The following is a 20,097-nucleotide window of genomic DNA, read 5'->3' as shown; positions in this document are numbered from 1 at the left end:
ATGACAAAAAGTGGCCTCATGGTAGGATTAGAAATTCATCAACAGTTAAGCACAGGGCGTAAATTATTTTGTAACTGTAAACCAACAGAATCCGAAGAGTATGATATTTTATTTCAAAGAAGGTTACGTGTGGCCAAGAGTGAAACAGGAAAACGTGATAATGCTGCTCTTTTTGAAAGATCAAAGGATATGCAAACAGAATATCACGGAAATTCACATTCAAGTTGTCTGGTAGAACAAGATGAAGAACCACCACATGAATTGGATTCCAAATCACTTGACCTAGCGCTGATTATAGCTGCATCCATGAACTCGAAAATATTTACAGAAATTTATCCAATGAGAAAAATAGTCATAGACGGATCAAATACTAGTGGATTTCAAAGGACTATGCTAGTATCACAGGGTGGCACATTACAATACATGAATGGTAAAAGTATTGGAGTACAGGCAATTTATCTTGAAGAGGACGCTGCAAAAAATCTGGGTACTAGTGGAACTGTAAGAAGATTTGGTCTTGATAGACTTGGAATACCACTACTTGAAATTGCTCTAGAACCATCAAATCCGAAGAACCCACAAGAAATAAGAGAGATTGCATTGAGTGTTGGACGATTATTAAGATCAACAAATATGGTAGCAAGAGGGATTGGTAGTATACGTCAGGATGTAAACGTTTCAGTAGATGGAGGTAATGTTGTAGAAGTAAAAGGAGTACAACAGTTGGAGCAATTAGAGAAGGTGATAGAATTTGAGGAGAAGAGACAGATGGGAATGATATCCATAGCGGAAAAAATAAAAAATTCAAAGACAAACGTATCCCAAGATACAAAAATTATTACTGAAATTATGAAAAATTGTCAATCTAAGATAATTAAAAAATCACTTAAAGACGGATGTTTGATACGTGCCATCAAGATAAACAATGGCAAAGGTATATTTGGTTTTTCACCATATCCAGATATACGATTAGGCTCAGAAATCGCTCAAGTTGTTAGATTCTTTGGGGTAGGTGGAATATTTCACTCTGATGAACTCCCAAAGTATGGAATTGAGCAAGAAGATGTGAATCATATTAAAAATACTTTGGGGGTAAAAGAAAATGATGGTTGGTTGATAGTAGCAATACCATCATCAAAAGATGATATCGTTACAAGGGCAATAATCAATAGACTGGAACAAGCAAAAGACGGAGTGCCAGCTGAGACTAGACTTGCAACACAAACGGGCAGTACCATATTCCTCAGACCAAGACCTGGTGCTGCCAGAATGTATCCAGAAACAGATATTCACCCTATAGTAATAAAAGACAGAATAGAATTTGCTAAAAAAAACATACCAAAATCATGGGATTAGATTTTGAGAGAATTACAAGACAAATATCAATTAAATATCCAGCTTGCAGAACAAATCCTAGATTCATCATATTATTTATTATTTGAGGAAATTTGTAAAAATAAAAAATGCCCACCAAATTTTGTGGCCTCTACTCTATGTTCGACCATAACAAATCTAGAAAGAAAGGGATTAAAATCATCATTATTACATACACAAATTATAGTTGAATGTTTTAATAAATTTGCCAAAGACATCATAGCCAAGGAATCTATAGAATTGATTTTTGAAAATATTATGCAAAATAAAACACAAACTGTAAATGATGCAATGGATGAATTGAATTTATCTAGTAAAATAGATATTGATAAAATGCTAAATGATTTGATAATGTCTAATATCAAAATGATCAAAGAACAAAAAGAAAGAGCAATCAGTCCGCTTATGGGAATGATTATGAAACAAGCTCGTGGGAAAATATCAGGTCAGATTATTAACGAAAAATTAAAAGAATTAATTAAGAAAAATTTATAATCTAAAGACGACGTTTACTTGTGCCTCGTCCCATAGAGACAAAACGACCACGTGCAGATACTTTTTTAGATTCAGATAGATCTCCCATTTTTATTGTTTTTGTACCTCTACCCATGGTAACAAATGCATTTTTTGTATTTTCTTTCTGTTTCTTTATGTATTCACGGTATGAATCTCCTGCCCATGCGGTTTTTTTCATATCTTTAACAGCTCTTCGAGATGTACCTCTTCCACCAACTAAACCCATAATTAATCAAGTAACAAACTTACTTTTAAAGTTTAATCACATCAAAGAGGAATAGCAATGAATAACTTTGTATAAATTCAGTCAGAGACGATGATTTTTTCGTCATAAATCACTGGATTTGCCCTTATAACTATACGTTCAGAGTTGTTTTTATTCTTTTTAACTAAAGAATAGTCATTATTTGAGCAGGTAAGAATAACAGTGGTATTATCAGTATGAAATATGTTGTGAGATTTATCATTGTATAGTTCGACATTTCCAATTGTGTCATGTAATTTAGTGATCAAAAATTCTAGCATTTCCATTTTGTCACCTCTCATTTCATATTCATCAAATTTCCATGAAATTGCAATTGTTGTTTTTCCAGGTTTAAGATTATATTTTTTTAAAATTAATTTTATAGTATCTGTTAAATATTTTATGTAACCTTTGATAGTACGAATATTACTATTAATCATACGTGTTAGTGTATTGTTTTCTTCAGAGGAAGAATCAAGTAAACGTAAATCATGAATCAATGTAACGATATCATCTAAAAATAAATCACTAATAGATGATGGTAGTATTGTAGGATCAATTTTATCTTCAAAGAGTATTTTACAAACCTCTAGACAATTACAAATCTTTGCAAATTTATCTAAAATAGATAAAGCGTAAAGTGTTTCTGAAATAGAAAGAGATACAGTATTAATAGCTTGATCATCATTTAAATTTAGCAACTTTAATAATTCATCATTTTGTTTAGCATCAAAAGAACCAATATGTTTAGGTAGAAGATTTACCGATTCGAGTGGCATATAGTAGTAATTAACGGTCTTACCAACCTCATATCCAGTTACATATTCTAATAAAGATAGATTATCATTATTCCCACCAAATCCAGTTGGATGACAGTATATTACAGAAGTATTTTTCGCTATAGATGATATAGCATTTTTAAATTTTGTAGTGATTTCTGGTTTGCGCTCTAAATCTTTCATTCTTATTGTTGGTGTGAAAAATAAATACTGACAATCTTTAAGTGAATTGTTTATAGATTCAGTACTAAGTAATGGTTCATCTTCTTTGAATGATAATATATCAGGATAAGTTGTTGCAATCTCTGCATTCATAGGTATTGGTGTAGCTGTTGAATCATCAATTATAGAGACATTGGTATTATTTTTCGCCAGTAAAGAGGCAAGACCATATCCTTCAGTACTTAATCCATAAACTACAATCTTCGACATAAAAAATTATAGTTATGTGAAGTAAATAAAACCTATTGAGAAACTATTCAAAATATACATATTTAGACAAAATTATGTTATGTTTGGATAATATAAAAAGTATTAAATGATGTATCATCAAATTTAGTTTACTCAGATATAGTAGAACTCATGATCATACTGGTAGTTTGTTTTACCGCATCATCAAAATTGGCCTCGATCTTTGATTTTATATCTGCAAGTTGGGCTTTACCGGCAGCTAGAATTTTATCAGATTCTGCGTTCGCTTCACTTTTTGCCTTTTCAATTATAGATTCGGCCTCTTTGGTTGCTAACTGATGTATTTGCTCCATTATACGAGAAATTTCCTGCTGACTTTTACTTTTTAGATCCTGTTTCATATCTGCAACCGTAGCATCAAGAGATGCAATATCACTTTCCAAGATAGATAACGATTTTACTATATTTTGTACTTTGGACGGTTCTGTGGAAGGAGTTGCCATTATTTTTTTACCCATATGACGAATTATCATTATCTAATAATTAAATCATTGGAAATTTAATGATAACATTTGAGAGCATTCAGTTTGTGTCTAACATAAGAATAGCTCTTGCTAGGTCACCATTTGTTTCTGCTAGTGCATTCTTTGCTTCTTCTTCACTTACTTTAACTCGTTGACAAACTACAGCTATATCTTGCTCAGAGAATACGGGAACTTCTAGTTCTTTTTCTTCATATCCATCTGCAACTATCTGAAATATTGTATTATCTTTACCATCCATGGACATTACAGTTGGTTTATCCAATAAGATCTCTTTCTTGTCAGTTTTAATAGTTACAGACAAAACATTATCAATCTCCTTCATATCAAAACCCATTTTGTCTAACATACGTCGCATTTGACGATTTCCACCACGCATCATGATGAATCACCTACCATGTGGTCAGATTTTAAACTATGCCTAACTTTTACTGCGACACCACGAGTTTGAGTTTTAATTATAAAAGATGGTAATACTGCACGACCAACAGCGATAACATGATTTTGATGTAAAATTGGTGTATCGGCCGATACCATTACATTTTCACCGCACCATGTGACATGTTTACAAAATACCGATTTTCCTTCCTCAACAAATATCTTAGAATCATCATCTATTTCAAGACAATTATCTTTGAATGTGTCAGATTTTAGTAATATTTGTGCGAAATATGGTGTTATTGCTAAACCTCCATCAATACGAAGCGTACACAGTAGATTATCATTTTCATATACACTCTTAATTTTCCCAGTTCTAGAAAAATCCATAGAATAATTTTTAGGGAGTTGAGCAGAAGTGCCCTCTCCAAATAAGGCATCTAATGTATGTATAATTTTAAGATGATTATCCACACTCTTGCATAGATTGAGAATGTATAATAATTTTACGTTTAGAGTTTTTTACATAAAATTAAATCATTAAAGTATTTCAATTCTATTCTTGAATTTATCTTCAAAATCCAAGGTATCATAGATGGTTTAACGGTAGTAGATGTTATTTTAAATTTATTGGCTCTAAGAATTTTCCGAAGTGTATATGCATCTACTATATCATTCACAGAATTTATACCACGTTTAAAATCATATGGATCAGATAGTAATAAAGTCCCAGTTTGAATTTGTTTGGATACCATATCCACAAACATTTTTGGTTCTACAATATCTAGTATATTCAGACCCAAAATAATTGGAAACTTGAGATCTCCAAATGGATTATTCAGTATATCACCTACCAAATAGTGAATATTGGGTAAAGCATTTTTCCTAGCTATTTGAAGTGCATAAAAAGAATGATCAATACCAATTACTGTTTCATGTTTCTTTGCAAGATATGTTGAAATAGTTCCTATGGAACAACCATATTCCAATGCTAAATGTGTTTTTGGAATTTTATCTAAAACTCTACGTATGGTAGAATAAAATCTAGATTTAACACTATTTTGATATACATCAACCCAGTGTTGTTCATTACTTTGTGTAATGTGCAACTTTTTAGCACAAAGTAGTGATTTTTTTAAAAATGTACGAATCTTAATATTTTTAGATGATTGAAATAATTCTCCTCCAAGTATTTGTCTTTTAGATATGTAATTGACAAAGTCATCAAGTAGTATAGGTATACCACTAATAATTGGATAAGAATAATTACAATATCGACAGTGTAAGAATCCCTCCTCTATCTCAAGGGACGTATCTAGCACCTCTAATTCAAGAGTTCTAGCACATTTAGGACACGATATATAGAATAAACAAGACTCTTGCATAATGACTACACTTAATGTTCTGTTATACATTTTTTATGTCAATATTCAAATTTGAGCATGAATCAACTATATAAAATCTGATAAAAATATATAGATAAATCAAGACTATATTAACAATGGAAATCAGGAAAATACAGTTTACCGGTAAGGCATCATATATCATAACACTTCCAAAACAATGGATAAAAGATTCTAAAGTTAAGAAAGGTGATCAAGTAAAAATAATACGAACTGGAAAGATTTTACAGGTACAGCCATACAATTCTAATGTACAAGAGGAGAAAAAAATAGCAGTGTTTGAAATTGATTCAGAAGATAAACCTGAAACAGTAATTAGAAAATTAATTTCATGTTATTTTTTAGGATTCAAAACAATTCAAATTAAACCCAAATCAAGAATGAAACCAAATCAGAGAACTGCAGTAAAGAATGCAGTACGACATAGATTAATGGGAGCAGAGATTGTCTCTGAATCAATTGAAGGAATGACTATTCAAATCATGTTAAATCAGGTAGAGCTATCAGTGGATGGTGCTTTAAAACGTATGGTGCATTTGATAAAATCAATGCTAAGTGATGCCATTTTAGCATTAAGAGAAGAAAATTATGAACTAGCAGAAGAGGTTATCAGTACAGATGATGAAGTTGATCGTTTTGGTTTTCATATAATTAGACAATTAGAAATTATAATTCAAAACGAAAACATTAGACAAGAAATTGGATTACATGATATAAGAGACTGTTTAGGGTATAGACTAATTGTAAAGAGTGTAGAGAGAACCGGAGATCACATCATAACTCTAGCCGAAGATTTGTTGGAATTTAAGAAGAAAATTAAAAATGATGTAATCGATCTGTTGGAGGTAATGGCCAAAGTTGCTATATCAAAATTAGATGATTCGTGTTTGGCCCTCTATAAGGGAGATTATACTCTAGCAGAGAAGACAATATCAGGGGCAAGTGAAATTCTCAAATTTGATAAAAAACTTGGAGATTATACAAGAAAGACACAAGATGATGAGACAGTATATAGAATTAGACGAATGTCTGAGAGTATAAAGAGAATTTCAGAGTACGCAAATGACATATCCGAAATTGTGTTAAATATGAATGTGCAAAAGATTTTGAAACAACCGAGATAAATTGACACATAATAAAACAGCTCTGCTGATTGCATATAATAGAAAACAGGATATAGATGAGGCCATAGCTTTGGCTAATACAGCAGGATATGAGATTACACATTTAATAAAGCAAACTTATCTAAAGCGCCCAAAATTTGGCATCAGTGAAAAAATTGTTGAGAAACTTGTTGATTTAGCGACGGAATTTGATCCAGATGTAATAATATATGATGAAGTGTTGAGACCTAGTCAAAATTATAATTTAGCATCAAAAATACATAGAAATGTACTAGATTGTGAAGCACTAATCTTAGAAATTTTTGAAAATAATGCATCTAGTTCTGAATCAAAATTACAAGTAAAGCTTGCAAAAATGCGTTATGAGTTATTACGAGCAAAGGAAAAAGTGAGACTTGCAAGAGCAGGTGAACAACCAGGATTCCTAGGTATAGGACAATTTGAGGTAGATGTCTATTATAACGATATTAAGCATAGAATGCATGGTGTAAAGGCAAAGTTAAAAAAATCAGAAAAACAAAGAGCATTACATAGACAGGCACGACAAAGAGTTGATTTCCGTACTGTATCACTTGCAGGATACACTTCTGCTGGTAAAACAACGCTTTTCAACAAGATGACTGGTGAAGATGCCGCTGAGAGTAAGGAGTTATTCACTACTCTCTCAACTACGGTGAGAAGAGTTGAGGATAAAAACAAAAAAAATGTATTTCTATTATCAGATACGGTCGGATTTATCAGTAAATTACCTGAATATATGATTGAAGCGTTTAGATCAACATTGGAGGAAATGATCGATACAGATTTGGTTATGTTGGTAATTGATTCAAATGATCAGTTTTCAACTATGAAAAAAAAATTATCTAGTTGTAGGAATACATTGAATAATTTGGGAGTGGATGAGAAGAAGATTATATTAATTTTTAATAAATTAGATTTAACCGATGATGATATAATTAGGGAGAAAATTGAAGATTTAAAATTAGAAAAAGAACAAAAATGGATGGCAATATCATCAAAAACTGGTGCAAATATCCCTAAACTTTTAGAAGTTGTAAATGGGATTTTAAAGTATAGTCAAGGTGTATCTGTATGAATATAGAAGTATTAAGGATGGGAGAACGTCTAGTACGAGATGATCGTGCTACAACACATGTAGCTCTAGTTGCAAGAGCTCTTGGAGCTAATCGTATCTACATGAATGGTGTAAATCCAGATATAATTGACACAATATCTAAAATTAATAATACATGGGGTGGAAGTTTTGAAATTAAAATTACAGACAAATGGAAATCCATAGTCAAAGTTGTAAAAAAAGAATCTATGAAAATTGTACACCTTACAATGTATGGTGAGAGTATAAACAAAGTATCCATCAATGAGCAAGATTTATTAATAATTGTGGGGGCTGAAAAAATCCCAAGAGAAATTTATGATGTTGCAGATTATAATGTAGCAATCGGGAATCAACCACATTCAGAAATTGGTGCTTTAGCGATATTTTTAGATTGATTACAGGTAGGCAAACAGTTTGATAGTCAATTTGATAATGCCCAAAAAAGAATCATTCCTACCTCAAATGGCAAAAATGTAGTGGAAAATTAATAATAGGATGGCAATCAAGAATAGTATTGTCCTCAGATAAATCCGATGATCCATTTGTTCGAATATCTGCTATGATTGGTGGAGAAGAGTATCTCAAAGTTGCCAGAGCCCTATTAAGATCAGAGGACGCAACAGATGAAGAAATTGCCAGCTCTACTGGACTTCGAATTAATATGGTCCGTAAGGTCTTGTATGATTTATTTGGTAAATCTTTGATAACTGGTGTACGCGTAAAAGATGAAAAGAAGGGATGGTTTGTGTATAGATGGCGCTCAAGAAGAGATGAGGTGGAGAGCTTTATTGAGAATCAAAAGAAAAAGATTATGGCAAGATTACAAGTAAGACATGATTATGAAAATTCATCAGAATTTTATTATTGTGGTAATAAAGTGTGTCATAGAATTACCTTNTGAGCTGCACTAGATAATATGTTCAAGTGTCCATCGTGTGGTAAAGTTGTAACATTGAAATCTAATGAAAAATCACAATCTGCATATGCAAGAAAAATTGAGATTATAGAAAAAGACATGCAACAGATATTCTAAAATAAAAAAGCTAAAAGAAAACCCAAAATTCCTATTGTAATACTTGCCAAGCCAAGTTGGAGAAGACGTTTTTGTCGTTTATTTTCTTGGCACTCACATTTATCTATTAATTTTCCACATATTTCACAATATGATTCATTTGAAGAAGGATAATCCATGACAATATCATATTAGTACACTAATTTAAAATTTATTCAGAGGTTTTTTCTAGATTATTTGCAATGTCTTGATAATGCTGTCTAGATTTACCAAGTTCTTTGAGTTTAGATTCTTCAATTTCATTTAATTCCTTATCAACTTTTACAGCCACGTGTTGAAGTCTAGCTTCGGCCATAAGAAAGAGACGATTGTTCTCTTTCCACAGATGTTCAGTAATGTGGACAGTATACTTGCTCATATCAGATATGAGTTGCTGAGAGGAGCCATTTTCTAAATAATCTTTGGAAGAGATCTCAATTTTCTTTGCAATCTCTCTAGATTTTTCATGATCCATAAGCATCATAACTATAGGACCCATGTTTGTAGGCATGCCTGATTCTGCCAAAGCAGGAAAGAACGAACCTTCTTCTTTACCATGATGACATACATCAATGAAATTCTTTGTGAAATCTACCACGGGTAATAGAATACTTTCAGGTATACTCTTACCATCTTTAAGTAATTGAATAGTAGTTTCCATCGATTTTATGACTTTTTCAATCAAATCATGATCACGTCTAAGAGATACTGTGGACATGATATGAGTAATTTAACAATCCCTTTATAATGTATAGAGAGATATCATTCATTGTATATCATCTATGTTTAACATTGAATAGTTGTTGAAATTGAATGTGAATTAGAACTAGAATTACATTAAAAATAAAATATTTTAGCATTATTTAGGTAATTATTTGTAATATATCATAATTATTCGCTAAAAAAAGAAATCACTGATTTATATATTATATTTACGTAATAGTCACTATGGCACAAATGCCCGCACTAATTCCGAAAGAAGTCGAAATCCAGAGACTCAAAAAAATCTGGCTAATCGTCATCGCTATGGGATCAATTGCAGCATCTGTAGAGGTTGACAACTTTGTAGACGGTTCTCTACACCAAACATCCATTAGAGACAGTGCATTTACACCTGCTCATTGGTGGCTATATTCCCACTTTGTGGCTCTACCACTAGGTTGGGGTTCTGTAGCAATCTATGATTGTAAAGTACCTGTACTACGTGGACCAAATAACTCCATGAACACTGGACTGAAGATGACCATCTTAGGTTATCTTGCAACCATGTTTACCATTGGTGTCAATGAAATGTGGCACTTTTGGTTCGTAGAGGAGATATTTGCAGTTCCAAATCATTGGATGTTCAATATGGGTGTAGTTGTAGCGTTTATAGGAGCACTAGCTTATGTAGTTAGAGTATATGCTCGTCTAGTTGAATTAGGAGCTGAAACTCCTGGTGAAAACCCCTACGTTGCTGAAATGTACAAGATGGCTCTAGAAGGCAAACTGTACAGCAAATCAATACCCTAGTTATCTAGATTATTTTTTCTTTTTTTAATTTACATTGGTGGGGATCTCTATAACTAAAAGTTCAAAAAGCCCATTATATGTAAATCAAAATAAGTATGAACATGATATACGTTATTGGATTTGCGACACTAGCTGTAGGAGTAGGACTAACAGCTTTTGTAATAGGATACAAACAGTTGGTAATAGAGCCATTAGCAGATATAGAGAGAGCAGAATATCTACAGATGGAATGTAGCGAGTTGTCAGAATATGTATCAGATGGTCTGTTTTGGTCTCCAGAAAATTCTAAAGAGGCAAGAGAGTTATCCAAGAATTGTTAACGACTCAGATAACGTAGTGTAACCTCATTTTTAGTTACTTTGGTAGAAACAAGTTTGAATTTTGCCGAGTCTTTGATGTATTTGAATCCAGTTCCTCCAACCAACGAAATTGATTTTGTACCACCAACTACAAAAGGTGTTATAGTTAGGATTAATTCATCTATCAAATTCATTTTAATAAAATTCCAATTTACAAAACTTCCACCTTCTATCAACACACTACGTATTCCACGTTTTGCTAAATATTTTAATAAAATTACTGGATTGATACTAGTATCTCCAAGTGTAACCACATCAAGTGGATACTTTGATAATTTTAGAAAATTTTTCTTTGTAATTTTTTTAGATACAGCGAGTAGAGTCGGTATAGAATTAGATGTTTGAATAATTTTAGAACTAATAGGGATTGAACCGGTAGAGTCTAAGATTATTCGTAAAGGGTTTTTGCCTTTGACAGATCGTACAGTAAGAAGTGGATCATCACTAATTAGTGTATTTTTGCCAATCAGAATTGCATCATGTTTAGAGCGTAATTTGTGCAGTGAAATAAGATCAGCTCTGGAAGACAATTTAGAATCACCAATACTAGTAGCAATTTTACCATCTATACTCATTGCAGCACAAAGTACAACATATGGATTAGATTTTACCATGTTACAATCTCCCCCTGAATCATTATTGCCCGGATAGATGATTCAGATGCACGATGAACAACAGATGCGTGTGGATCCAACATGGGCTCTAAATCTATACTATGTTTTTCAATAAATATGCCATCAGCAATCATACCTGGCTGTATTGAACCAATATTTCGTCCAAGAATCATACCGGCATTTACTGTTGCCATTTTCAATATATCTTTAGGCAAGATATGGTGTTTATGTATCCCCATGGTAACTTTCCATAAATAATCCATCTCTCTGAACATATCTGGTGAATTTATCATGATATTATCAGTTCCAATTCCAACACAACAACCTGCATCAAGCATTGCTATGACATCCGGTATACCTTCAGCTAGTGCTGCATTTGCACGAGGACATACAACGATACCACGAGTCTTAGTAGCTGCAAGATTAAAATCACTAGTAGTTGCATGTGTCATGTGTACAAGAAAATCAGGTTTCAAATTCATCGCTCGTTGTGTTTCTGTTTTATCAGTAAGGCAGATAGATTTCTCAGCACTCTGTATGGTCTCAGCTGCATGTATAGCTTTGAGTTTATTGCTCTTTGAGAAATGCTGAAGCATAGAATCAGAATTTTCATTAGTCCCACTAACACCAATACCATCTGAGGACTCTACTATTTCATTGAATTCTGACTCTAGTGGTTGTGAAAATGACTCATTTTGCTTAATTTGAGTTGAATCGTGATAGTGTGGAAATCTACCTAACACAACACAATGCACCGGGGTAGATTGTAAGGCTTGACGTAATAGATTCAACCCTTCTAGTCCTCCTTCTCGAAAATCTACAAAGGTAGTGGTTCCTTTTCTCAACATACTGTTACATGTATTTACCATAAAGGATACAAGATGTTCTGGTTTGGTCTTGGAAAGAATTTTTTGTTTAATACCTATAACAGGATGTATTTTTTGGTCTACTGTTACCTGTAAAGATATGTCTTTGGCAATGGAATCACCAATGTGTGTGTGACAATTTATCAGACCAGGAATGAGTACTAGACCTTGACAGTCAATTGCCTTGTCGCTGTCCGATATATTGGCATACAAACCGTTAGTGATTTGTATCTGTGTAGAATTTACATAATCTAGGTCTTGACCTAAAAATGAACTAATATTTTTTAATTGCATGATAATTGATGAATTCTCGAATAGTCTTTTCCCGAAGATCGGTTTTTACGTACAATGTCAAGGGACTGTGTTGCAAAGTTTGCAGACTCTCTAGCAGTTCTGCCAGTACCAATACCACAATTAAATACTATATCAGAATCCGTACGCGTAGAGTCGATAAAGGTCTTGGCAGACTCTAGTGCACCGGCGTATTGGGCAATCACCATAAAATTATCACCACCCATGAAAAATGTCATAGAGTCATGTTTGGCAAAAAAAGTAGCCATTTTTTCATACAATTGTATCATTAGTATAGATATATCATAAGAAGAATAATCTTTACAGCGTGCAGTTAGATCATTAACGTCTAGATGCATGATTGTTACCCGATCATTTTCATTAATTATTACATCATCACATGATTCAATTTTTTGTGTAGATTTGTTTGCAAGATATGGATTCTTATCATATCCAATAGAAAATGATAACTTTAGATTAAATTTTGACTCGATTGATTTTTTAATCTCCTCATGTTTTGATTTATCAAGTCCATTAGTTATTACAAAAAATTCATCAAATCTATTTGGAAATACCAAACAGTTTTGAGAAGAGAATACAGATTGCATCTCTTTGTACAATGATGCTTGTAACATTTGTAATTCATGTTCTCGATCACTACCAAGTGTCAAAGTCCAAGGACCATAGTTTATAATCTTAATTATAGTAATTTGTATCAATTCTCAACTCTCTGAATTTCATTATATAAAATTCTAGCTGCATTCACTGCGCGTTTTGCTACAGGTTCAGCCCTCTTCTTTGCCTGATCAGATGTCATGCCAGGACCAATAATTCCCAATGAGACAGGTTTACCATATGTTACAGATAGAGTAGATAATGTACTAGCTGTACTATTTGCAATAATTTCATCATGTTTTGTCTCACCCTTTATTATTGCACCAAGTGTTACTACCGCATCTATATCAGATCTTGCAAGTAATTTATTTACAATAATTGGAATGTCAAAGGCTCCAGGAACATGTGAAATCTCTATTACAGAAACATTAATAATTTCAGCCTGATCTTTTGCCACAGTTAGCATATTACCTGTTATGAAATCATTAAAGTCAGATACCACAATTCCAATATTCAATTCCGAGTCACCATAAATTGTTGTAAAAGATCATTAGTATTAACTAGTGAAATGTTGTTTTGTTTTGCATATTGTTGAGCTTTATCTATAGACAGAGCAGTATGAGTCTCTATATCCATCATTTCACAAATAGTCATAATTGGTATGAGATTGGCAAGTTTGGCCAGATAAACAGACATCTCTGTATGGCCACGTCTTGCTTTAAGAAGTTGTGTGTGTGCTAGTAAAAGTGGTACATGTCCAGGAGTTTTGAATGTGGATGTAAAAATAGTTTTAGGATCAGGGAGATTAAACAGGGCAGAGAATTTTGTTATTGTTTTTGATTTATCAATATCTGTAATACCAGTATAGGTATCTATATGATTAATTGTTATTGAAAAACTAGGACGATCACCATAAGGAGATATTCCGGCGATCATGTCTTTATTATTAAACACCTGTGATGACTCTAGTATATCGTGCATAAATTTTAAATCAAGTTTATCGGCAAACATTCCATCTATGGCAGTACAAAGTAATCCTCCGGCTCGATTCCTCATTATACCAATATGTTCAGGTGTGGTAAATTGAGATGCCACTACCATATCAATCTCATTTTCCCTGCTCTGAGAGTCATGAATTAGTATGAATTTACCACGTTTGAGGGATTCTAGTGCAGATTCAAGTGTCAATAATATTAAAGAATATTTACACAGTATTAAACCTACCAAAATAATGGTAATTACCCATAAAACAGTTAATTCTGTTTCAAAGTATATTTGCCTAAAATATCAGTTTCTATATTTAATAAATCACCGGGTTTTTTCTTGCTAAAATTTGTAATCTCAAGCGTATGTGGAATTATACATACAGATGCAAGAGAATTGTCCAAGTCAACCACAGTAAGACTAATTCCATCAAGTGCAATAGAGCCTTTTTTTACAACAAATTTTAATAAATCATCTGGAATTTGAAACCAAATTTTTGTCTCCTCTGAGCTAGTTTCAATTTTTGTTATTGGAGCAATACCATCTATATGACCTAAAACAAAATGACCTTCAATTCGCTCCCCCACAATGACGCTTCTCTCTATATTTACGAAATCATTTTTTTTTAATTTATCTAAATTTGTCAAATTTCTAGTTTCCTGAATCATTTCAAATGTACAAGAATTTTTGAAGATTTTAACACTAGTAAGACAGACACCATTTATAGATACACTCTGACCAATTTTAAGATCTTGTATATGTTCACCTAGATCAATGACTAATTGTGTTGTGTTTTGTCTAGAATTTGGAATGATGTCATTGATTTGTCCAAGACCCTCAACAATTCCTGTAAACATGATTTGTCAATATCAATCATGTTTAAAAAATCATTGTAATTATTCAACGGATTTTAATATGTCACAGGCCTGTTTGTAATGAACCTCATCGATCATTTTACCATCAACGGTTGTTGCCCCTTTGCCCTCTTTGATGGATTTGGTGTATACATCACACACCTGCCTTGCCCATGCAATAGAATCATCACTAGGATGATAGATTTTGTGTACAGTGTCTAGTTGATTTGGGTGAATAACACACTTGCCCGAATAACCGAGTGAATGACCAAGAGCACAATCTTCAACAAGTCCGCTTGTATTATTGATATCTTGCCATATGGCATCAATTGCAGGCACACCGGCTGCTCGAGCATCTACTGGTACTTTGGATCTCGAATAATCAGTATTAGAGATTTGTGGTGTATATTCAACTTGTAAATCGTGCAACAAATCAAAGATGCCAAAGACTAACATGCTAACCCTAGAGGAGAATGAGGCAATCTCATATGAATTTACCACACCTTTTGTGGATTCTATTGATGGTGCTATCTTTATTTTACCTTCAGACAAGTTTTGTTTCTTTTCTAGATTCATTATCATTTGTTCTATTTTTTGTAATTCATTAATATCATTTATTTTTGGTAAAACAATTCCATCAAGTCCATTATGAATAATTTCTGTTAAATCATCTTGAATCATATTAGAGGCCAATGTATTTACACGAACAAATAACATTGAGCAGATAAATTTATCACGATCTGCCAATATATCATTAATTAAATTTCTTGCGTTTTTCTTTTCTGCACCAGGAACAGAATCTTCAAGATCAAGACATACAATATCAGCAGAGAGTGATTTAGATTTTTCTAAAAACTTTGGGTTATTTCCTGGTACAAAAATCAAACTACGAAATGAGTTGATCATTATTCACTAGGCGCCCGTAGGTTTTAGCAAAATTTTGCCAAAGAGACCTTTGCCTGTTAACATTTTGGTATGAGCCTCTGCAGCACTCTCAAACGGAAATACTGAATCTACAATGGATTTGATTTTACCCTGACCCATCCAATACAATCCATCTTCTAATTCTGCTTTTGTCCCCTGTGTAGAGCCAAGTATGTTAGTCCCTTTGAAGAAGATATGACGCAGATCTGTTTTTGCATCATAACCGGTTGTAGCGCCACAACTGACTAGAGTAGCACCATATTTCAATAATGTTAGTTGTTTATTCCAGTGAGTCTCACCAATGTGATCAAATGATATGTCAATTCCAGGAGCATCATTCTTCTTTTTAGCCAACTCTTTGGTTATACCACGAACCTCTTTGTGCCAATCATCTTTTCTATGATCAACTGCATAATCAGCTCCTAACTGTAGACATTTATCTAATTTGTCAGGACTTGCAGTTGCAATAACATCACATCCATATAATTTGGCAATTTGTATTCCAAAACTACCAACACCAGATCCACCACCCATGATCAAGACAGTCTGTCCGGGTCGTATGTTTGCTCTACCCACCAACATATGCCAAGATGTCAAGAGAGTCATTGATGCAGCTGCTGCGTCATCAAAACTTACATTATCAGGAATTTTTGCAATATTTACTTCTGGAAGATGTGTTAATTCAGAAAATGCTCCCCATAAAGGACCAGTTTGAAATCCCCAAATAGTTCTCTTTGTACAATCAAATTCTCTGCCACTTGTACATGCTTTGCATACTCTGCAAGACATATTTGCGTGAGAGACAACTCGATCACCAACTTTGACACTAGTGACATCTTCACCGATAGCAACAACTTCACCGGCCGCATCAGAACCGGATACATGTGGAAGTGGAACTGGAACAGGTGTTCCACGCATTCCCCAGATATCATTATAATTTAGAGATGCAGCTTTGACACTAAACACTACTTCGTCAGGTTTAGGTTTTGGATCATCAATATCTTTAACTTTTAAAATTCTATTATAGTCATCATTTGGTGCATATTCTTCATAGGTGACTGCTTTCATAATATTTCATTAAAAACCCCATATATAAAATTTAGATTATACACGATTAAATTTAAATTGTTTTTTTGGTTGCTGTAGAGACAAAAGAATTTCTTTTAATTGAGCATCATCAACAGGTGAATTTATACGACCTTGGGCAGATAGACCCAGCAGATATTCTTCTACAGAATGTACTAGTTCAGGTTTTACCAGTTTCACATTTCCCAAACGCATTCTAGCTTCTGCTGTTAAAAGTTGTTTTAGCATTTGATCTTTTTGTATCGATTCTTTCTTGTTCTGATTGTTAGGTAATATATCGCTCACACAAAATACACCGTTTATAGATAAACCTTGAGTATTGGATTTTCTTTAGATAATTCTTTAAGAATATCTGTGGCTAGACGATCAAGTTTTTTCATACCGGTACTACTAACAACTCTACCTTTTTTTTCCTTTTTTTCAACATATCCGAGACGTTCCAACTCGTGTACGGCAGTACGAATTATTGATCCTCCTGCATCTTTGTGATGAGCTGCACCATAACCGTGAGGTTTACCACCACCATATACGCCCTTGAGATCATTTATTCCCATAGGACCGTAAAGATAGATTTTTCTAAATATAGATGCACAACGTTTGTACCACCAATTACGATCTTGTGGTTGTCTGTCAGCTTGTACACCAGATTTTACAAATGATATCCATTCTGGAGATACAACCTTTTCTTCTTGTAGAATAACAGATAGACGATCAATGAATACGTCTGGTGGAGCATCAAATACCTTTGCCATAACAACAAAAGCGACTTTATCGCTTTATAAATCATCATTCAATTACTTTACGGTACGTATGCCCACACAAAAGACAAGTAATTCTAATAGATTTAAGACTAGTCCGACCAATACGAATTCTTGAATTTATACCAGGAGCTATAAAATTTTTACATTTTTTACAAAACGAAATTTTCATCTCATATGGAATGGGTACACGATTTTTGGTGGCAATTTTTCTTGCCAGTAATGCCTGATTTGATGCCAAAGATGGATTGGATCTTGCATTAGTAATTGCCTGATTTAACAAAATATGCATTCGCTCTAGTAGAATTTTTTGTTTTTCTTTTACCATGAATGATATTATATCCGCTTCGTTAAAAACACTAATTATGCAGTCAGCGGGATTCGAACCCGCGTGGCAGGGTTGGAAACCCCGAATACTAACCAGGCTATACTATGACTGCGTAATTTATTTATAAAAATGAGCCTCATAAAAATCATATTTCTAATATTAATAATTTAGAAAAACTAAAGATGAATCTCATATTCGTATAAAATACGTCCAAGTACAATATGTGCATCAAGAGATTCTTTATGAATTTGTAGTAGAGAAGACATATCTTGTGTATTTTCAAAATGACCCTTTTGAAATCCTCCTACAACTATGCAATCATTTTTACCAACAAGTAAGGAGGCGTCTTTAATCGTCATTTGTTTACCTTGCGTAGTAAATCCAAATACTTGTGTCGGCTCAAGTTTATTAATTAATTCATGTAATGTCATATGACTAATATCTAATAATGGAGTGGTGTTGTCATTAATTGTACCATATTCATATAGCTGCTCGAATAGACCAATAAATCTATGATAGGATTTTGGTAGACGTACCTGAGGATGTATGGTAATCACGTGATTGTCACGTGTGTGTATGTATAATTGAATATCAGAATTCAAGAATAATGGAGTAGAGCAGACTGTATGTAGGCACATGTGAATTAGATTGGGTCTGCCACGTCGGAATGAGTCATCAAGAGATTTCATAGCAGAATAATGCCACGATATATCCAAGAGACATTTGTCTGGCCCTTTAGACATTCTTTTACTATATGCCATTACACTTGAATGCGAATGCAAAGATTTTGGTATCAACTCTAACGCAGATTCAGCAATTATTACAGATGGCAAATTAGGTCAGATCCACCTGTTTGGCAAATTCATTCCATGCTAATTTCTTTTCATTAGTGGTAGTGAGTAGACCAGAATTACATATGTAGTGATTTAACCTCTCTAGGACAAATTCATTTCCTGCTATGGATGAATTAATTGATCCACTGTGTGAAGAATTAAAAAAACTTAGATCTACATTACAAACATCTGATGATTTATCATACTGTCTAAACCATGTAATGTGTTCAATTTTCTCTTTATTCTCTCTGTAAAACTCAAAAAATTGAATTAGAAATTCATGTTGATCTTTTTGCGTTCCAGAGATAAAGTCCGAGGTGCTCCAACTCGATTCAAATAGTATGATTGGTTTATTCGTGACTAGTTTTAGAGTCAAATCTAAATCGACTCTGGCCTCCAGAGGAGTTTTAGATATTTCATATAATAGATCCGTTGGAAAATAGGTGAATGCAACAAAATCCCCCTGATTTAATTTATTAATAATATGTTGTTGTTTTTTAATTATTATTTCATTTAATGAAAAGGCATTACCAAATTTAACATCAGGGTGTTGTAATTTTAATTTCTCAAAAATAAAAGGATACAAATTTGCGTAATCATCAATTAGGTGCTCACGATTTGAAAAATGGACATCGGTATTTCCTGCTATTATTACAGTGTCGATGTAACCGGCATATCTACTCAATATTTTATCGAGGACATCCACGAGTTTATCCTTTGGAATTTCACGAATAGATGGATCTCCAATCCAATCAGGGAATGGTCCCAAAGCTCGTCCATTTATTATAGAAAAATATAATGTTGCAGTCATGTTATATTTTTTAATTAAACTTAGCTGTATGTCACTATTTTTAAAATTATAATTATTATCTTGAGGTTCGATAGAATTCCAAAACATATACAGATTTGTTCTTCCGACACCTAGTGTTGATGCATCTTGATAGAGTTGATCAATTTCCTGTAGTGTGTATTGGGATGAGGGCGGATTAATCACTAAACCTAAATTATTATTTTGTACAGAGATGTCTGATGTGATAAAATTCTGCTGGAAGGATAATCCAACAGCAAGTATTACACCAATCACTCCAATTAGAGCAATTCCAAGCAGATGTATTTTTTTCATGAATTATGAAG

The 20,097-nt window shown here is 33.2% G+C and carries 29 protein-coding genes and 1 tRNA gene; 8 read left to right on the top strand and 22 right to left on the bottom strand.

Features of this window, described 5'->3' with window-relative positions:
* Both gatE and R1F52_03790 read left to right on the top strand, forming a co-directional pair.
* Positions 1 to 1,356 (top strand): Glu-tRNA(Gln) amidotransferase subunit GatE, encoded by a 1,356-nt coding sequence (gene gatE / locus R1F52_03795; protein ID WOV93762.1) that lies wholly within the window; start codon positions 1 to 3, stop codon positions 1,354 to 1,356.
* 3 nt (positions 1,357 to 1,359) lie between these two features.
* Positions 1,360 to 1,869, top strand: a complete 510-nt coding sequence (locus tag R1F52_03790) for a hypothetical protein (GenBank protein WOV93761.1) — start codon at positions 1,360 to 1,362, stop codon at positions 1,867 to 1,869.
* Between the two features lies 1 nt (position 1,870).
* Here R1F52_03790 and R1F52_03785 read toward each other — a convergent pair whose 3' ends face one another.
* The 6 genes from R1F52_03785 to R1F52_03760 form a co-directional block, all read right to left on the bottom strand.
* Complete coding sequence (locus R1F52_03785; GenBank protein WOV93760.1) at positions 1,871 to 2,116, bottom strand: hypothetical protein; 246 nt, start codon at positions 2,114 to 2,116, stop codon at positions 1,871 to 1,873.
* Positions 2,117 to 2,193: 77 nt separating this feature from the next.
* On the bottom strand, positions 2,194 to 3,345 hold the full coding sequence (locus tag R1F52_03780; protein ID WOV93759.1) for a hypothetical protein: 1,152 nt from the start codon (positions 3,343 to 3,345) through the stop codon (positions 2,194 to 2,196).
* Between the two features lie 128 nt (positions 3,346 to 3,473).
* Positions 3,474 to 3,842 (bottom strand): hypothetical protein, encoded by a 369-nt coding sequence (locus tag R1F52_03775; GenBank protein ID WOV93758.1) that lies wholly within the window; start codon positions 3,840 to 3,842, stop codon positions 3,474 to 3,476.
* A gap of 64 nt (positions 3,843 to 3,906) precedes the next feature.
* The gene (locus tag R1F52_03770) at positions 3,907 to 4,248 is read right to left on the bottom strand and encodes a nascent polypeptide-associated complex protein (protein ID WOV93757.1); all 342 of its coding nucleotides are present in this window, start codon (positions 4,246 to 4,248) and stop codon (positions 3,907 to 3,909) included.
* Positions 4,245 to 4,718, bottom strand: coding sequence for a PUA domain-containing protein (locus tag R1F52_03765; protein ID WOV93756.1), 474 nt, complete (start codon positions 4,716 to 4,718; stop codon positions 4,245 to 4,247). The genes R1F52_03770 and R1F52_03765 overlap by 4 nt, the downstream gene beginning before the upstream one ends.
* A 38-nt stretch (positions 4,719 to 4,756) precedes the next feature.
* Positions 4,757 to 5,629 carry a methyltransferase domain-containing protein gene (locus R1F52_03760; GenBank protein WOV93755.1) on the bottom strand — a complete coding sequence of 291 codons (873 nt, stop codon included), beginning with the start codon at positions 5,627 to 5,629 and terminating at the stop codon, positions 4,757 to 4,759.
* 116 nt (positions 5,630 to 5,745) lie between these two features.
* Here R1F52_03760 and R1F52_03755 point away from each other — a divergent pair, with 116 nt between their 5' ends.
* The 4 genes from R1F52_03755 to R1F52_03740 all read left to right on the top strand — a co-directional run bounded on the left by R1F52_03755 (position 5,746) and on the right by R1F52_03740 (position 8,789).
* Positions 5,746 to 6,771 carry a phosphate uptake regulator PhoU gene (locus R1F52_03755; protein ID WOV93754.1) on the top strand — a complete coding sequence of 342 codons (1,026 nt, stop codon included), beginning with the start codon at positions 5,746 to 5,748 and terminating at the stop codon, positions 6,769 to 6,771.
* 1 nt (position 6,772) lies between these two features.
* A complete protein-coding gene (gene hflX, locus R1F52_03750) occupies positions 6,773 to 7,867 on the top strand; it encodes a GTPase HflX (protein ID WOV93753.1) in 1,095 nt (364 codons plus the stop codon).
* Positions 7,864 to 8,283 carry a tRNA (cytidine(56)-2'-O)-methyltransferase gene (locus tag R1F52_03745; GenBank protein ID WOV93752.1) on the top strand — a complete coding sequence of 140 codons (420 nt, stop codon included), beginning with the start codon at positions 7,864 to 7,866 and terminating at the stop codon, positions 8,281 to 8,283. Before hflX ends, R1F52_03745 begins: the two co-directional genes overlap by 4 nt.
* A 119-nt stretch (positions 8,284 to 8,402) precedes the next feature.
* Positions 8,403 to 8,789 (top strand): transcription factor, encoded by a 387-nt coding sequence (locus R1F52_03740; GenBank protein WOV93751.1) that lies wholly within the window; start codon positions 8,403 to 8,405, stop codon positions 8,787 to 8,789.
* A gap of 128 nt (positions 8,790 to 8,917) precedes the next feature.
* On the opposite strand, the gene R1F52_03735 is transcribed toward R1F52_03740, so the two are convergent.
* Entirely contained in the window at positions 8,918 to 9,079 is a 162-nt protein-coding gene (locus tag R1F52_03735) for a hypothetical protein (protein ID WOV93750.1), read from the bottom strand.
* A gap of 32 nt (positions 9,080 to 9,111) precedes the next feature.
* The gene (locus R1F52_03730; GenBank protein WOV93749.1) at positions 9,112 to 9,657 is read right to left on the bottom strand and encodes a hemerythrin domain-containing protein; all 546 of its coding nucleotides are present in this window, start codon (positions 9,655 to 9,657) and stop codon (positions 9,112 to 9,114) included.
* Between the two features lie 230 nt (positions 9,658 to 9,887).
* Between R1F52_03730 and R1F52_03725 the strand changes: the two genes are divergently transcribed.
* Both R1F52_03725 and R1F52_03720 read left to right on the top strand, forming a co-directional pair.
* Entirely contained in the window at positions 9,888 to 10,451 is a 564-nt protein-coding gene (locus tag R1F52_03725) for a methane monooxygenase/ammonia monooxygenase subunit C (protein WOV93748.1), read from the top strand.
* Between the two features lie 101 nt (positions 10,452 to 10,552).
* The gene (locus R1F52_03720) at positions 10,553 to 10,771 is read left to right on the top strand and encodes a hypothetical protein (protein ID WOV93747.1); all 219 of its coding nucleotides are present in this window, start codon (positions 10,553 to 10,555) and stop codon (positions 10,769 to 10,771) included.
* Here the strand turns inward: R1F52_03720 and R1F52_03715 are convergent.
* The 14 genes from R1F52_03715 to R1F52_03650 form a co-directional block, all read right to left on the bottom strand.
* Positions 10,768 to 11,424 (bottom strand): dihydrofolate reductase family protein, encoded by a 657-nt coding sequence (locus R1F52_03715; GenBank protein WOV93746.1) that lies wholly within the window; start codon positions 11,422 to 11,424, stop codon positions 10,768 to 10,770. The two genes, R1F52_03720 and R1F52_03715, sit on opposite strands and share 4 nt — an antisense overlap.
* Positions 11,418 to 12,584, bottom strand: a complete 1,167-nt coding sequence (locus R1F52_03710; protein WOV93745.1) for an amidohydrolase family protein — start codon at positions 12,582 to 12,584, stop codon at positions 11,418 to 11,420. Before R1F52_03710 ends, R1F52_03715 begins: the two co-directional genes overlap by 7 nt.
* Complete coding sequence (locus R1F52_03705) at positions 12,575 to 13,300, bottom strand: GTP cyclohydrolase IIa (protein ID WOV93744.1); 726 nt, start codon at positions 13,298 to 13,300, stop codon at positions 12,575 to 12,577. The genes R1F52_03710 and R1F52_03705 overlap by 10 nt, the downstream gene beginning before the upstream one ends.
* Positions 13,297 to 13,713, bottom strand: a complete 417-nt coding sequence (gene ribH / locus R1F52_03700; GenBank protein ID WOV93743.1) for a 6,7-dimethyl-8-ribityllumazine synthase — start codon at positions 13,711 to 13,713, stop codon at positions 13,297 to 13,299. The genes R1F52_03705 and ribH overlap by 4 nt, the downstream gene beginning before the upstream one ends.
* A complete protein-coding gene (gene ribB, locus R1F52_03695; GenBank protein WOV93742.1) occupies positions 13,710 to 14,384 on the bottom strand; it encodes a 3,4-dihydroxy-2-butanone-4-phosphate synthase in 675 nt (224 codons plus the stop codon). Before ribB ends, ribH begins: the two co-directional genes overlap by 4 nt.
* A gap of 65 nt (positions 14,385 to 14,449) precedes the next feature.
* On the bottom strand, positions 14,450 to 15,037 hold the full coding sequence (locus tag R1F52_03690) for a riboflavin synthase (protein WOV93741.1): 588 nt from the start codon (positions 15,035 to 15,037) through the stop codon (positions 14,450 to 14,452).
* 39 nt (positions 15,038 to 15,076) lie between these two features.
* The gene (locus tag R1F52_03685; GenBank protein WOV93740.1) at positions 15,077 to 15,940 is read right to left on the bottom strand and encodes a CoA ester lyase; all 864 of its coding nucleotides are present in this window, start codon (positions 15,938 to 15,940) and stop codon (positions 15,077 to 15,079) included.
* A 6-nt stretch (positions 15,941 to 15,946) separates the two neighbouring features.
* Positions 15,947 to 17,026 (bottom strand): zinc-binding dehydrogenase, encoded by a 1,080-nt coding sequence (locus tag R1F52_03680; GenBank protein ID WOV93739.1) that lies wholly within the window; start codon positions 17,024 to 17,026, stop codon positions 15,947 to 15,949.
* Positions 17,027 to 17,062: 36 nt separating this feature from the next.
* Positions 17,063 to 17,329, bottom strand: a complete 267-nt coding sequence (locus R1F52_03675) for a DNA-binding protein (GenBank protein WOV93738.1) — start codon at positions 17,327 to 17,329, stop codon at positions 17,063 to 17,065.
* 14 nt (positions 17,330 to 17,343) lie between these two features.
* On the bottom strand, positions 17,344 to 17,796 hold the full coding sequence (locus R1F52_03670; protein ID WOV93737.1) for a 30S ribosomal protein S19e: 453 nt from the start codon (positions 17,794 to 17,796) through the stop codon (positions 17,344 to 17,346).
* Between the two features lie 34 nt (positions 17,797 to 17,830).
* Positions 17,831 to 18,130 (bottom strand): RNase P subunit, encoded by a 300-nt coding sequence (locus R1F52_03665; protein ID WOV93736.1) that lies wholly within the window; start codon positions 18,128 to 18,130, stop codon positions 17,831 to 17,833.
* A gap of 38 nt (positions 18,131 to 18,168) precedes the next feature.
* Positions 18,169 to 18,242, bottom strand: a tRNA-Gly gene (locus R1F52_03660).
* Positions 18,243 to 18,306: 64 nt separating this feature from the next.
* Positions 18,307 to 18,963: a ribosome biogenesis protein gene (locus R1F52_03655; protein ID WOV93735.1), complete on the bottom strand. Its 657-nt coding sequence runs from the start codon at positions 18,961 to 18,963 to the stop codon at positions 18,307 to 18,309.
* 1 nt (position 18,964) lies between these two features.
* A complete protein-coding gene (locus R1F52_03650) occupies positions 18,965 to 20,086 on the bottom strand; it encodes a hypothetical protein (GenBank protein WOV93734.1) in 1,122 nt (373 codons plus the stop codon).
* Positions 20,087 to 20,097: the final 11 nt, after the last annotated feature.

The sequence above is a fragment of the Nitrosopumilaceae archaeon AB1(1) genome, assembly GCA_033471095.1.
GTDB classification, from domain to species: domain Archaea; phylum Thermoproteota; class Nitrososphaeria; order Nitrososphaerales; family Nitrosopumilaceae; genus Nitrosoabyssus; species Nitrosoabyssus spongiisocia.
Note: the sequence above shows the minus strand (reverse complement) of the source record. Positions and strands in the feature narration are given on the sequence as shown.